Here is a 13,735-nt window from a genome sequence, read left to right on the forward strand (position 1 = left end):
TATGGCTCGCGCATTCCATTAACTGAAAAGTAAGGCCAGCAAGACGTGGTTCACTGCCGCCAAAGCCTTTTACGATAATTGCCGCCATGACGATCCCGCCACGCGACGGTGTGCTGGACCTCTCTCGGGTGATGCTGGAATGCAGCCAATCAAAAAAGCTGAGATTGCAAACGACAGGCCGGCGCCCGCGCGGGCCGTGACCGGCGTTCGCATCCGGGAGATCGGCGCGGCGGATCTGCCGGCGGTCGCCGCACTGCTGACGCGCGGCTTCGCCTTTCGCAGTGAGGCCTATTGGTTGCGCGGACTCGAACGCCACGCGGCGCGCCCGCGGCCGGCCGGCTATCCGGCGTTCGGCTATTGTCTCGACCATGGCGGGGTCCCCGTCGGCGTCATCCTGCTGCTGTTCTCCGCGCTCCGCATCGGCGGTGAGCCGATCGTCAGGGCCAATGTCTCGAGCTGGTATGTCGAGCCGGCGTTCCGTGCCTTCAGCTCGATGCTGGTGCGCGCGGCGACGCGCGACAAGACGGTGACCTATTTCAACATCACGCCGGCCCCGCACACCTGGCCGCAGGTCGAGGCTCAGGGCTTTTCGGTCTACTGCAAGGGACAGGTCTATGCCGCGCTGGCGCTGTCACGACCGCGCCCGGATGTCCGTGTCGATGAATTCTCCGCGGACAATCTGCACGGGCTGTCTCCCGACGAGGCCGAGCTGTTGCGGCAGCATGCGGAGTGGGGATGTCTCAGTCTCGTCGCGCGTGCGGCCGATGCGGCGTATCCGTTCGTGTTTCAGAAGCACCGGGTGATGAATGCGCTGCCGGTGTATCGCCTGCTGTATTGCCGGGATGTCGCCGACCTCGTGCGGCTGGCAGGCAACATCGGCTGGCTGCTGCTGCGGCGCGGCGGCCTGCTGGTGCGGCTCGATGCCAATGCGCCCATCGCAGGGCTGGCCGGCTGGTACTCGGACAAGCGCGGACGCAAATACGCCAAAGGGCCGCATCCGCCGCGTCTCGGCGATCTCGCCTTTACCGAGGCCGCGCTGTTCGACGGCTGAGAGGTGGCAATCGATTGGTTTGCGCGGTCCCGCTGCGGAGGCCGGGATACTGGCTCGCGTGGACCATGGGACCGATGTGACGGCACGCACAGTCTGGGCTTCCGGCATGCGCCATCCTCCTGGCAACGGAGGAGGTCATCCATGTCTTACGTTTTCGAACTCGCGCTGGCGGCGATGCTGCTGTTCTTCCTGTTCCTGCCGATCACCGATCGCAGGACGGTCATGATGAAGCTCTGCATGATCATGACAGTCGCCATCCTGTTCACGGTTACGCTTGCCATGCCGCATGGCGGCGCACCCTCCGCCCAGGCCCTGCTGCTGACGGCGAACTGATGCGGCGCGGGTGAGCTTGGGCCTTGGCGCTCCCTCATGAAGTTTGGACGAGGCGATCCGGACGGCATGGCTCGCCGACCGAGCGGCCGGTGGTTGGCAGTCCGGCCCTCATCGTGTAGCACCGGCTGAACGTCACGCTACGCTCAGGGGATCCGGATGCCTGCTCTTGCCCATGCGCTGCTTGCCGCCCTGAAGGACCACGGCGCCCGCGAGATCTTCGGCATTCCCGGCGACTTCGTGCTGCCGCTGTTTAAGGTCATCGAGGAGAGCAACATCCTGCCGAGCGTCACGCTGAGCCATGAGCCGGCGGTCGGCTTCGCGGCGGATGCGGCGGCGCGCTATCATGGCGGCCTCGGCGTCGCCGTCGTCACCTATGGCGCCGGCGCCTTCAACGTCGTGAACGCGGTCGCCGGCGCCTATGCCGAACGCTCGCCGGTCGTGGTGATCGCGGGCGCGCCCGGTGCGCGTGAGCGCGTCTCCGGCTTCCTGCTGCATCATCAGGCCCGCACCGTCGACACGCAGCTCGCGGTGTTCAAGGAGATCACCTGCGATCAGGCGGTGCTGAGCGATCCGGCCACGGCGCCGGCGCAGATCGCGCGCGTGCTGCGCAGCGCCAAGGAGATGTCGCTGCCGGTGTATCTCGAATTTCCGCGCGACATGGTCGATGCCGAGGTCGAGCCGGTGGCGCCGCTGCCGCCACGGCGGGCCAGCCGCGAGGCGCTCGACGAGTGCGTCGAGGAGATCCTCGCCCGCATCGCGCAGGCAGAGCGTCCCGTGATCGTCGTCGACGTCGAAATCCGCCGCTACGGCGTCGAGGACAGGATCGCCGCGCTGGCGCGCAAGCTCCGCCTGCCGCTCGTGACGACCTTCATGGGTCGCGGCCTGCTCGACAGGGCCGACGATGTCGTCGCCGGCACCTATCTCGGCGCCGCGGGCAATCCGGCGATCACGGAGCTGGTCGAGAATGCCGATCTTGTGCTTATGCTCGGCGTCATCCTCTCGGACACCAATTTCGCGCTGTCGAACCGGGCGCCGGACCCGCGCCGCATGATCCTGGCCGCCAGCCGCGAGGTCCAGATCGGCCATCACACCTATCGCGACATGCCGCTCGGCGATCTGATCGATGCGCTGGACGAGCGCGCGGCACCGCAGGCTGCGGCTCCCGGTCTGCCGCGGCAGCGCTCGGCGTATCCGCGTGGCCTGGCTGCCGATGGCGCGCCGATCGCGCCTTCGGACATCGCGACCGCGATCAACGACATGTTCGATCGCCATGGCCGGATGCCGATGACCTCCGATATCGGCGACTGCCTGTTCACGGCGATGGAGATCGACAACACGGCGCTGGCAGCGCCGGGCTACTACGCCGGGATGGGCTTCGGCGTGCCGGCCGGCATCGGCGTGGCCGCGACCGGGCTTCGTCCGCTGATCCTGGTCGGCGACGGCGCGTTCCAGATGACCGGATGGGAGCTCGGCAATTGCCGCCGCTACGGCCTCGATCCGATCGTCGTGCTGTTCAACAATTGCAGCTGGGAGATGCTGCGCGTGTTCCAGCCGGAGTCGCGGTTCAACGATCTCGACGACTGGCACTATGCCGACATCGCCAATTCCATCGGCGGCACGGGCGAGCGCGTCGCCACCCGCGGCGAACTGGTCGCCGCGCTGGAGCGCGCGGTGCATCGTCGGGGACGGTTCTCGCTGATCGAAGTGATGCTGCCGCGCGGCAAGACCTCGGACACGCTGGCGCGCTTCGTGGCGGGCTTCAAGTCGGCGCGGGAGCGTATGGCGCAGGGCTGAGGATCGGTCCAGGGGCCGCTTCGAACGCGCGGCCGTCAACCGGTTGCCGACCGCAGCACCGTCTTGATCGCATCGCGGCCCTTCCAGGCGAAATAGGTGAGGCGGCCGCCGAACGTGCGATGGCTGCGCAGCCTGTTCGAGCCGAGCACGTGTCCGACCTCTTCGGGGAAGCGCTTGACCTCGGCCTGTACCATCTTGTCGGTATTGGCCATGATGGCGTTCAGGCGCGTCCCCCAGTCCGAGTCCTCGATGCGATCGATGCGGACCTGGATCGCATATTCGATGTCATAGATGCTGGTCAGGATTTCCTTGGCGGTCACGACGCGGTTGTTCTTCAGCGCGATCCGGAGCGCGAGCCGCTTGTCCTCCAGCTGGTCGAGCACCATCGGCACGGTCATCGCGTAGGGTGCCGCGATGACGTCGGCGATGTTCTTCGAACGCGCCGCCTTCGTCGCCAGCCGCATCACCTGCCACGGCTCCTTCAGACGCTTGGCGACGAGCGTCAACGCAAAGGGCACGGCTTCCGGCTGCTTCTTGCGCAGCGCATCGAGCAGCAGCACCATCTTCTTCACCTGCGGATCGTCGAACTCCGCGATCCGGTCCGGCAACGAATCGGCGAACTTTGCAAGTTCCTCACGGGCGCGCAGCGCCTTCATCAGCTTCACGACGTCGTCGAACACCGACGGCGATGCCGTATAGGCCTTCAGCTTGCTGCGGACCTGCTCGATGCCTTCGGCGCGCGCCAGCGTGCCTTCCAGCGACTTCGTCACCTTGGTCTGGAACGCGCTCGCCGTCTGGCGGATCTCGCGCTGCTTGTCCGCGGCGATGAGGTCCTTCATCTGTGCGTTGTAGTCGCGCGCCATGGTCGGCAGCAGATCGCGCGAGATCCATTCCCAGATCGGCGTGAGGGAGCCGCGGGCAATGCGGCCCTCATTGGCATGCTCCGGCGATCCGTCGATGAGAAGCTGCTCGACCGGCATGAAGAAGTAGCGCGACGGATTGATGGTGCGGTGGCCGCCGGCGCCGTTGTTGTTGCGGATCTCGGCGCGCAGCCGCGCCTGGAGGTCGGCGGATCCCGGCATGTCGACGCCGCTCAGCTCCAGCCGTTCGAGCTCGCTGAGCAGACAGCTTCGTGTCAGCGGTGACAACCGCTGCAGGAATTCCCAGATCCGGTCGACCGGTCCCATTGGCGTCAGGCTGTCAGCTACATGTCAAGGTCGCTCGTCTCCACGGACGGGCACGGAACGCATGGAAGCACGAAACAGTTGGTGCGAAATTAATGTCAGTAAACAATCGTAGGAATGCGCGGCGTCTTGGACAGGCGCCGCCGCGCACGCCGGGGACGGTCTTCCGAAGCCCGGCATCGCGCACCGGCTTAACTATTTCGGCTTGCAACTTTCGGGAGAAAGTATCGACGGTTGCGCGAGTTGCCGGAGAAGCCCGTATTGCTACGGGCGGCAGAATTAACCATGTTAAAGTCGCTGTGGCGCCAGAATGAGGCATGGCACAGCTGAACAACAGCCTATCCGACGATCACGTCGCACCTGCTCCCGGCGGCCTGGAGGTTAACGACCCGGGCCTCCCGGCGCCCCGGTTGCGCGCCCCGGCCCCGCTTGCGGTGGGACAGCAGGACGACCGGGGCACGCTCGCCTTGGCTCGTCAACTGAACGGTTCGCTGACCGCGCTGATGCTCTACATGGAGGAGATCAAGCAGCGCAGTGACGAGATTGCCAGGACGCCCGGCGAGCGCCGGCATGTCCAGGTGGTCGTCGACAATGCGCTGCTACAGACCGAGCGGGTCTGCGCCCTGGTCAACCAGATGTCCGGCGCGCACGGGCAGTTCGGACCGTTGTCGCGGGCGGTGCCGGCTCACGAGCAGGGCGCGGCGTCCGCGCGACCGCCCGGCCGGGCCAGCAAGTCGCTGACCCCGCGCGAACACGAGGTCCTCAAGCTGATCAGCGAAGGCCATTCGAACAAGGAGGGCGCCTTGCGCATGGGCATCAGCCCCCGCACCTTCGAGAGCCATCGCGCCGAAGCCATGCGCAAGGTCGGCGCGCGCAACACCGCCGAACTCGTCCGCGCAGCACTCCTCAACCAGATCGGATGACGACGGACGAGCGCGAATGCCGCGCTCGCGCCTTCCACCCCGCGGTGCCCCCGCAACGCAGACAACGACAATTGGCGTCCGACCGGCTCGGTCGAACGCGCTGATTGCGGACGCGGACGTCCGTGCTGTCAGAAATAATCCTCGGCGAAGGGGCGAACCCGGGAGGTCGGTCGCAGCGGCGCTTGGGCTTTGGGCGGCGTCGGCACAATCGTAATGGTCCAGCGCGGCGGGACGCTCGCTTCCTTTTCCATGACTGAACGGACGTGGCCGGTGATCGTGGATCCGCCGGATTTCACGGTCGCGGTCCGGCCGTTGAACTGCGCAATTCGGAAACGCCTGACTTCCTTCTGGTCGGCGGTTTCAAAAGTAAACATGGGACACATCTCCTATGTGACCCCAAGTCTGGCAGCTCATGATTAGTTGATTGTGAAAATCGTGAGCCGTAGAAGTACGGCGTCAACCCATTGTAAGGGAATATGAAGATCAGGTTCGGCGAATCCGCGTCGTGAACGTCTCGTTTGCCATCTCGATCGTCCGAGCCCGTCCTCGTCGCCGCGGTGCGCCGTACGGGGACGTCGCGCCGATCGGCATGCGCCATGGAGGCCTGCGGCCTCCCCGCTTCAATATTGCAGCTCCTGGGCGCGGGCGGCGGCGTAGGCGGCCTCGATGTTGTCGAGCAGCTCGGCATACTCCCTGGCGGACAGGCGCGGCGCGCTCTTCTCGAGCGCGAGTGCGTAGGTTGCGAGCCGGCGGTACCCGAAGGTGCCGGCTGCGCTCTTCAGCGAGTGCGCCTCGCGGCCGATCTTGATGCGCTCGCCGTCGAGCGTCAGCTGGCGGAGCTGCTTCAGCCGCGCATCCGTTTCGCTGAAGAACACGTCGCGGATCTCCTGTGCTGCCTCGTCGCCGATCTCGCCGACCAGCTCGGCATAGGCTTCGCGGTCCAGCGCAGCTTCGGGAGCAATTTCGGTGTCGGCGGCAACGTCGGCGGCCGCGGCATCCGGCTGAGCCGGCACCAGCGGGGCGTCCGACGCCGCGGTTTCCGGCACCGGCACCGGAACGGGCAGGGGCAGCACGCGCAGGATCGCCTCCACGAGCGCTTTCTTGCGGGCCGGCTTGACGACGAAGTCGTTCATCCCGGCTTCCCGGCAGGCTCGGATATCCTCCATGAAGGCGTTCGCCGTGAAGGCGATGATCGGCACGTTGGAGCGGCGCTCGCCTCGCGCGCGAATGGTCCGGGTCGCCTGGAAGCCGTCCATCTCCGGCATGCGGACGTCCATCAGGATCAGGTCGTAGTTGAAGCGGCTGGCGGCGGTGACGGCCTCGGCGCCGTCGCAGGCCGTGTCGGTCTGGATGTCGAAATCCTTGAGCATCTTGGTCGCAACCAGGCGGTTGGTCGGATTGTCGTCGACCACGAGGACGCGCAGCGGCCGGCCGAACGCCGCGATCCGGTTCTGCAGCGAGGCGTAGATGCCGTCGTCGTTCTGCTCTGGCACCGCGACGGTCTCGGCAATCGGCAGCGTCAGGCGGAACGAGAACGTGGATCCGCTGCCCAGCGTCGAGGTGACCTTGATGTCACCCCCCATCTGCTCGATCAGTCGCTTGCAGATCGCGAGTCCGAGTCCGGAGCCGCCGAACCGGCGGCTGATCGAATTGTCGGCCTGGACGAAGTTCGCGAACAGCGAGCTGATCTTGTCGGCGGCAATGCCGATTCCGGTATCGGTCACCGTCCATTCCACGGTCGCCTTCTCGTCATCCTGCTCGATGCAGTGCGTCGTGACGACCACTTCGCCGGACGAGGTGAACTTGACCGCGTTGGAAACCAGGTTGAGCAGGATCTGGCGAATGCGGCCGGCGTCGCCGACCAGCGCCGGCGGCACGGATGGGTCGCCGACGCTCCTCAGCTTCAGGTCCTTGGCGGAAGCCCGCGGCCCGATGATGCTGAGCGTGTTGTGGACCAGGGCCTCGGCGGAGAAGGCGATGTCCTCGAGCGAGAGCTGGCCGGATTCGAGCTTGGAGAAGTCGAGAATGTCGTTGAGGATCTCGAGCAGATTGTCGCCGGCATTGTGGATCGCCACCACCGAGCGGCGCTGCTCGGGATCGAGATTGGTTTCCAGCAGCGTCGTGGCGAGGCCGAGCACCGCGTTCATCGGCGTGCGGATCTCGTGGCTCATCATGGCGACGAAGGTGGACTTCGCCGCGTTCGCGGCCTCGGCGGCCTCGATCAGGTGCTCGTGGCGTTCCCACCAGCGGGAGATCAGGACCGCGGCCGCGAGCACGGCCATCGCGCTCACCAGCGACACGATGACCAGAAGCGTCGCCATGTCACGCCAGGCCTTCAGGACGTCGTGCTCGAATACCGACACCACGATCATCGCGGGATAGTTGGGCAGCATCTTTGCGGCCCGCAGGCGCATCTCGCCGGTTCGTGCGGAGGGCTCGCGCAGCACGCCGCCGGCCGACAGCGCGCGCTGACCGAAGCCGGAGGTCGGCTTGCCGATCTCGCTCGTGGGCGGAAAATGCGCGAGCAGCGTACCGTCCTCGCGGACCAGCGATACCGCGGCATCGAGACCCTGCGCGGTGGAGCCGAAGAAGTTCTCCAGATAGGGCACGGACATGGCGCCGAGCATCATGCCCATGAACTTGCCATTGGAATCGTCGAGCCGGCGGGCAAAATAGATGTTCCAGGTGCCGTCGCCGCGGTTCTGAACCGGTGTGCTGAGGAACGTCTGCAGCGCAGGGTCGGCCTTCAGCGCCTTGAAGTAGTCGCGGTCGGCGATGTTGACGTCCGGGATCGGCCAGTAGCGCGAGAAGTTCAGGAGCCTGCCTTGTGCGTCGATCAGCGTCACCGCATCGATCTGCGGCAGTCCCGCGATTTTCTCCTTGAGCAGGAGGTGGGTCTGATGGTCTGACGCGACATTGCGATACGTCGCAGCGTCGATAGCGCCGCCGCGCACGAGGTAATCGCGCACGCTCGTGAGCACGAGGTCGACGGACTTCACCGAACGGTCGGCGTTCTCCGCCAGCGTGAGGCTATGGCGGCTGAGATCTTCCTCGGCGTGCTGAAGCGCGTTCTCGCGCAGGTTGGTGAGGAAGAAGAGGTTGCTGCCGGCAATGACGCAGATGAGGATCAGCGCGATCGCTGCAGGCGCTCCCAGAAAGCGCTTCTTTTTGCTCATCGCCTGCTACCAGCCTGCCGCTCTGAAAGCCGCCGGCGATCGGTCTCCTGCGCGATCTGCTTGAGAGCTTGCCGGAACCGCATCAGGCCGATCGGCGTCGAGAAGGGGGGAGCTATGTCGAGCTCGAGAACCCTCGGTGCCGGAGCGGTCGCCCAGGGAGGGGTAAGGCGTGACGCAGTCGAAGTCCCTCTTGTGCAGGACGAGCGAGGCGGCGTCGACCGAGCTCACGCCCGTCGTGGCGAGGCCGGCCTGGGCTGCAATCTTTCGCAAGATGGAAAGATGCACGGCGGCATCTTCGATCACGAGGAGTTCGTTGCGCATGAATTCCCTGTCCCGTTGCCACCCTGACATGGTCATCGGCAAGCAGGATTACGTCTATCGGCCGGCTCTGACCCCCTCGTAAATTTTGGTTTCCGTACGACTACGGGGAGAGGGCGGCGATGTATGCGTCCTACCGACGTCAACCGCGCGGAGTTCGTCAGCCAAAGAGAAAGCGGCCGGACACCGGTCCGGCCGCCGCGCAGGGCATTCAAAGGGAGTTCGGCTATTCGGCCGGGCCGAACACGGCTTCCATCTTGGTCTTGAGCGTCGCAGCATTGAACGGCTTGACGATGTAGTTGCTCACGCCGGCCTTCTTGGCGGCGATGACGTTCTCGGTCTTCGACTCGGCCGTGATCATGATGAACGGGGTCTTCGACAGTTCCGGGCTGGCACGCACCTCGCGCAGCAGGTCGTAGCCGGTCATCGGCTCCATGTTCCAGTCGGAGATCACGAGGCCATACTTCTTGGCCTGCATCTTGGAGAGCGCGGCCGATCCGTCGCTGGCGTCGTCGACGTTCTCGAATCCGAGCTGCTTCAGCAGGTTGCGGATGATCCGGATCATAGTGGCGTAGTCATCGACCACCAGGATCGGCATCGACAGATCAAAGGCCATGTCATTACTCCGCGCGTCTGGTCAAAAGCCGAACACGGGCGAGATATATCAGCACGAAGATTATTCGACGCTTCTTGGAACTCGCGCTCGTCAGCACGTCGACAATTATCAGCGCCCGTTGAACAGCGCGTTAATTCCGTCCGCATCGGTGATGGGGATCATGCGATGGGCCGTAGTTGTACGGAGGCAAGGGCGTTCGGCGAGGCGCCGGCGCGCGACGGCCGGAACGACGCCTGCCTACGGCAGGCTGCGTGGCCGGACCAGATTCTCGTAGTGGGCCTTCACGGCGCCGTAGCACTCACACGCCGTCCTCTTCAGCCCGTCCAGATCGATGATCTCGATATGGCCGCGGCTATAGTGGATGAAGTCGGCCTGCTGCAGCGTGCTCGCCACCAGCGAGACGCTGTTGCGACGGGCACCGATCATCTGCGCCAGGGACTCCTGGGTGATGTAGAGCTTGTTGCCGCCTGAAAGGTCATGCGTCTGCAGCAGGCAACGGGCGAGACGCGACTCGACGGTGTGGGCGGCGTTGCAACCGGCGGTCTGCTGACACTGCACGTATATGGCGAGTGCGTGGCGCAACATCAGCGCGCGAAACGAGGGGCTCTGTTCGGCGGCTGCCCGGACCCTGTCGATGTCGACGACCGATGCAGCACCGGGAACGAGGACCGCCGCGCTGTTCAGCACCACCGGATCGCTGCCTGCGAGCAGGGACATGCTTCCGAAGAGACTATCGCGACCGATCATGGCCACCTGAACGCGCTCTCCGCGCGCGAGGTTCACGACCAGCGAGATGACACCGCGATGGGGGAAGTAGATGCGTGTCAGCTTTTCGCCGACCTCGGCGAGAACGGAGTCTTGCACCAGATCCACGGTCCGCAGATAGGGTCGGATCAGCTCGAAATCATCGTCGGACAGCGACGACAGGAAGCCGTTCGGAGAACGCAAGCTGGGGTCCAAAGCCATCTCCTGCATTGCAGTAACGAAGCCTCGCAGATCTCAATGCCCTCATGGTTCCATAGAACTGCGTCCCATCCGCTGACAAGAAGAATCGCGGGTAATATTCCCAGTAAAGACCATTCGCTCCTGCTGTGTGCGTTGTCGTGCAGACGGGCGCGAATGCGCGTTGCGGATTCAAGCCATCAACGTGTGTGCGATGTGCTGGTCTGACCGCGCGCGGTTGTATACAGTCGGCACGCATCGGCCCCCGCTCGGCTCGTGAAGGCAGCGCAGCACGCTTGCGGCGAATGTCTCGTTGCTCCGGGCGCCGCAGCTCCGCCGGGCACGGCACCACGTAGCAAGCGCCGCAATTGACAGCGGACATCTTGAAGCCAAAATCGCTAATAAGCGCGCTGATTCGTTGACGGATCTTTTTCTGTCGGATGCAACTCTCGTCGCGAGTGGAGGCATCGGCCGGTGTCCTGCGACTGGCGGTGACGAGGTTGTCGTCATGGCAGGAGCAGGAGTCCGACTGATGCTGCATCCAGCCGGGGCGCGATCGATGGTCAGCGATGAGACTGAGCGCCAAGGCTGAGCGTCAAGACGAAGCTGAACATTGCAGCGGCGTCCGTTCATTTGCGTTCCGATAGCCCCGCCGTCCTCCCCCCCAAACAGGTATTGCAGGATTCATGGCTTCTTCCACCTACCAGCGGTCCAATCAGTCGCTGCCGAGCCCGAGCGCAGACATTCCGGCTGCAGCGACGCCCGACATCCATCCAGGGATGGCCATCGTCGGTCAGGTTGCCGGTGGCCTGCTGCACGACTTCAACAACATTCTGACCGTGATCACGGGGACCATCGACATCCTCGCCGAGGCGGTCGAGGACAAGCCCGAACTGGCGGCCGTCGCGCGTCTGATCGACGAGGCTGCGACCCGGGGCGCTCGATTGACGTCGCAGCTTCTGTCGTTCGCAAGGGGCCGGCCGCCGCAGCCATGTGCGGTGGAGTTGAACGAGCTCCTGGTCGACGTCGCTCGCCTGCTTCGTCCGACATTGGGCACCGGGGTCGAGGTGACGACATCGGTGAGCGCGGACGTGCCGGCCGTCTTCGCCGATCCGGGTCAGCTGATGGCGGCACTGCTGTGTCTTGCGATCGGTGCGCGGCATCGACTGGAGCATGGCGGCCGCATCGATATCCAGGCCAGGCGCATGAGGGCCGACGGCTCGGGCGCCGGCGGCAACTCCTCCGACGTGCAGATCGTGTTGACGGCGTCAGCGAGCGCGGCGGATGCGGCTCCAGCCGATGCGGTATTCTCGGAGATCCGGCTGGTCGAGGACTTCGTCAGGCGCTCGAATGGGCGACTGGAGCTGAAGGAGCCGCACGGCCCGGCCGCCAGCGTCGAGATCGTCCTCCCGTGCGCCGACCGCGCCCCCTCCTGACCTGCCACCCTTCCCCAAGCTCTTGGTTAGCGCTGCCTTAACGGTCGCACCGCGCATTGGCGTGGGCCGGCCGCAAGGCCTGCGTTTGCACGCCATTTTACCGCGAATTCCGGCGATCTGCGCGCATTTGATCGAGCTGATTAGCGGCCAATTAGCATTAACGGCGGCAGCGGACGCCCCGAGGGGCCGTTCCGAAGTCAATTTAACGAACGGGTAGGATTCCGCGGACCAGTCTGCGCCATCGCCGACAGAACGGTGCGGCGATGTCTACTCATGTTCATCCAGAAGGGAATGACAATGTCAGGTATCGTACTCTCTGCGTCGGTTCGCCAGAACCTGCTCTCGCTCCAGTCGACGGCTCAGCTCCTCGCGACCACGCAGAACAACCTCTCCACGGGCAAGAAGGTCAACTCGGCGCTCGACAATCCGACCAACTTCTTCACCGCCCAGGGTCTCGACAACCGCGCTTCCGACATCTCCAATCTGCTCGACGGCATCGGCAACGGCGTGCAGGTGCTGCAGGCCGCCAACACCGGCATCACCTCGCTGCAGAAGCTCGTCGACAGCGCCAAGTCGATCGCCAACCAGGTGCTGCAGAGCGCGGTGGGCTACTCCACCAAGTCGAGCGTGACCTCGGCAGCTCTGACCGGCGCGACCGCCACCGACCTGCTGGGCTCCAGCTCGACGGCGGTGACCGGCTCGGTCGTGCAGAACGACAACACGACTCCGGCGGCGATCACCGGCTCGACCAAGCTGTCGGGTACGTCGGGCAGCTCGTCGAACGACCTCGCCAGCGGCATCACCTCGGGTGAGACGCTGGTCGTCAACGGCACCACCTTCACCTTCGTCACCGGCACGTCCTCGACCGGCACGAACATCGGCATCGGCGACAGCGTCAGCAACCTGCTGTCGGCGATCCAGACCCAGACCGGCGTGACGGCGTCGATCACCGCAGGTGCGATCACCCTGACGCCGCCGGCGGCGGGATTGACGCTCTCGGGCAGCAGCGGCACCTTGGCCAAGCTCGGGCTGACTGCCGTCGGCGACGGCTTGTCGGGTCAGACCTTGACGGTCGGCGCCACAGGAGGTGGCACGGCGACCAGCATCACGTTCGGCCTGGGGACAGGGCAGGTCAAGTCGCTGAACGATCTCAACGCCAAGCTCGCAGCCAACAACCTGCAGGCCACCGTTGACTCGTCCACCGGCAAGATCTCGATCACCACGACCAACGACGCGGCTTCGGCCACGATCGGCGCGATCGGTGGTACGGCGGCTGCTTCCAGCCAGTCCTTCAACGGCCTGACGGCGGCGGCTCCGGTGGCGGACGCGACTGCTCAGACGCAGCGCGCGAGCCTGGTCTCCCAGTACAACAACGTGCTGGCGCAGATCAACACGACCGCGGCTGACGCCTCGTTCAACGGCATCAACCTGCTGAACGGCGACACGCTGAAGCTGACCTTCAACGAAACCGGCAAGTCGACGCTGTCGATCACCGGTGTCACGTTCAACTCGGCGGGCCTCGGCCTCTCGACGTTGACCTCGGGCACCGACTTCCTCGACAACAACTCGGCGAACAAGGTCATCGGCGTGCTCAACTCGGCGAGCTCGACGCTGCGCAACGAGGCCTCGACGCTGGGTTCGAACCTCTCGGTCGTGCAGGTTCGTCAGGACTTCAACAAGAACCTGATCAACGTGCTGCAGACCGGTTCGTCGAACCTGACGCTGGCCGACACCAACGAGGAAGCGGCCAACAGCCAGGCGCTGTCGACCCGCCAGTCGATCGCGGTGTCCGCGCTGTCGCTCGCCAACCAGTCGCAGGCGAGCGTGCTGCAGCTGCTGCGCTAAGGCGCGGACGGCACCCACGAATATCGGAGGCGGCGGGGCTTGCCCCGCCGTTTTCGGCTCTAGACTATTCGCAAATTGACGCCGCTCGGCTGCGGCGCCGGATCAGCCGGACAGCGA

11 protein-coding genes and 1 pseudogene are annotated in these 13,735 nt (G+C 65.1%); 6 read left to right on the forward strand and 6 right to left on the reverse strand.

Features of this window, described 5'->3' with window-relative positions; translation table 11 throughout:
- The first annotated feature begins 139 nt into the window (after window positions 1-139).
- From QX128_RS28290 to ipdC, 3 genes are all read left to right on the forward strand, one after another.
- Entirely contained in the window at window positions 140-1,051 is a 912-nt protein-coding gene (locus QX128_RS28290; RefSeq protein WP_315800644.1) for an acyl-CoA acyltransferase, read from the forward strand.
- Window positions 1,052-1,192: 141 nt separating this feature from the next.
- Complete coding sequence (locus tag QX128_RS28295; RefSeq protein ID WP_315800643.1) at window positions 1,193-1,384, forward strand: hypothetical protein; 192 nt, start codon at window positions 1,193-1,195, stop codon at window positions 1,382-1,384.
- 156 nt (window positions 1,385-1,540) lie between these two features.
- On the forward strand, window positions 1,541-3,178 hold the full coding sequence (gene ipdC, locus QX128_RS28300) for an indolepyruvate/phenylpyruvate decarboxylase (RefSeq protein ID WP_315800642.1): 1,638 nt from the start codon (window positions 1,541-1,543) through the stop codon (window positions 3,176-3,178).
- Window positions 3,179-3,213: 35 nt separating this feature from the next.
- Here the strand turns inward: ipdC and QX128_RS28305 are convergent, their stop codons facing one another.
- On the reverse strand, window positions 3,214-4,365 hold the full coding sequence (locus QX128_RS28305; protein ID WP_315800641.1) for a hypothetical protein: 1,152 nt from the start codon (window positions 4,363-4,365) through the stop codon (window positions 3,214-3,216).
- A 314-nt stretch (window positions 4,366-4,679) separates the two neighbouring features.
- On the opposite strand from QX128_RS28305, the gene QX128_RS28310 reads away from it, so the two are divergent.
- A complete protein-coding gene (locus QX128_RS28310) occupies window positions 4,680-5,285 on the forward strand; it encodes a helix-turn-helix transcriptional regulator (protein ID WP_315800640.1) in 606 nt (201 codons plus the stop codon).
- Window positions 5,286-5,413: 128 nt separating this feature from the next.
- On the opposite strand, the gene QX128_RS28315 is transcribed toward QX128_RS28310, so the two are convergent.
- From QX128_RS28315 to QX128_RS28335, 5 genes and pseudogenes are all read right to left on the reverse strand, one after another.
- Window positions 5,414-5,659: a hypothetical protein gene (locus QX128_RS28315; RefSeq protein ID WP_006614403.1), complete on the reverse strand. Its 246-nt coding sequence runs from the start codon at window positions 5,657-5,659 to the stop codon at window positions 5,414-5,416.
- A 246-nt stretch (window positions 5,660-5,905) separates the two neighbouring features.
- On the reverse strand, window positions 5,906-8,461 hold the full coding sequence (locus tag QX128_RS28320) for a hybrid sensor histidine kinase/response regulator (protein ID WP_316239158.1): 2,556 nt from the start codon (window positions 8,459-8,461) through the stop codon (window positions 5,906-5,908).
- Window positions 8,458-8,782 (reverse strand): annotated as a pseudogene (locus QX128_RS28325) (response regulator). Before QX128_RS28325 ends, QX128_RS28320 begins: the two are co-directional and overlap by 4 nt.
- Before the next feature lie 223 nt (window positions 8,783-9,005).
- The gene (locus QX128_RS28330) at window positions 9,006-9,395 is read right to left on the reverse strand and encodes a response regulator (RefSeq protein WP_008968243.1); all 390 of its coding nucleotides are present in this window, start codon (window positions 9,393-9,395) and stop codon (window positions 9,006-9,008) included.
- A 237-nt stretch (window positions 9,396-9,632) separates the two neighbouring features.
- On the reverse strand, window positions 9,633-10,355 hold the full coding sequence (locus QX128_RS28335) for a Crp/Fnr family transcriptional regulator (RefSeq protein WP_315800638.1): 723 nt from the start codon (window positions 10,353-10,355) through the stop codon (window positions 9,633-9,635).
- Between the two features lie 668 nt (window positions 10,356-11,023).
- On the opposite strand from QX128_RS28335, the gene QX128_RS28340 reads away from it, so the two are divergent.
- Entirely contained in the window at window positions 11,024-11,773 is a 750-nt protein-coding gene (locus tag QX128_RS28340) for a histidine kinase dimerization/phospho-acceptor domain-containing protein (protein WP_316239159.1), read from the forward strand.
- A gap of 297 nt (window positions 11,774-12,070) precedes the next feature.
- Window positions 12,071-13,618 (forward strand): flagellin, encoded by a 1,548-nt coding sequence (locus QX128_RS28345; RefSeq protein ID WP_316239160.1) that lies wholly within the window; start codon window positions 12,071-12,073, stop codon window positions 13,616-13,618.
- Window positions 13,619-13,735 lie beyond the last annotated feature (117 nt).

Source organism: Bradyrhizobium sp. SZCCHNR1015, from assembly GCF_032489875.1.
Lineage (GTDB): Bacteria > Pseudomonadota > Alphaproteobacteria > Rhizobiales > Xanthobacteraceae > Bradyrhizobium.

Bases quoted from the DNA above. Each gene is read 5' to 3' on its own strand.
- QX128_RS28290 (WP_315800644.1), top strand. From the start codon at position 140: ATGCAGCCAATCAAAAAAGCTGAGATTGCAAACGACAGGCCGGCGCCC.
- QX128_RS28295 (WP_315800643.1), top strand. From the start codon at position 1,193: ATGTCTTACGTTTTCGAACTCGCGCTGGCGGCGATGCTGCTGTTCTTC.
- ipdC (WP_315800642.1), top strand. From the start codon at position 1,541: ATGCCTGCTCTTGCCCATGCGCTGCTTGCCGCCCTGAAGGACCACGGC.
- QX128_RS28305 (WP_315800641.1), bottom strand. From the start codon at position 4,365: ATGGGACCGGTCGACCGGATCTGGGAATTCCTGCAGCGGTTGTCACCG.
- QX128_RS28310 (WP_315800640.1), top strand. From the start codon at position 4,680: ATGGCACAGCTGAACAACAGCCTATCCGACGATCACGTCGCACCTGCT.
- QX128_RS28315 (WP_006614403.1), bottom strand. From the start codon at position 5,659: ATGTTTACTTTTGAAACCGCCGACCAGAAGGAAGTCAGGCGTTTCCGA.
- QX128_RS28320 (WP_316239158.1), bottom strand. From the start codon at position 8,461: ATGAGCAAAAAGAAGCGCTTTCTGGGAGCGCCTGCAGCGATCGCGCTG.
- QX128_RS28330 (WP_008968243.1), bottom strand. From the start codon at position 9,395: ATGGCCTTTGATCTGTCGATGCCGATCCTGGTGGTCGATGACTACGCC.
- QX128_RS28340 (WP_316239159.1), top strand. From the start codon at position 11,024: ATGGCTTCTTCCACCTACCAGCGGTCCAATCAGTCGCTGCCGAGCCCG.
- QX128_RS28345 (WP_316239160.1), top strand. From the start codon at position 12,071: ATGTCAGGTATCGTACTCTCTGCGTCGGTTCGCCAGAACCTGCTCTCG.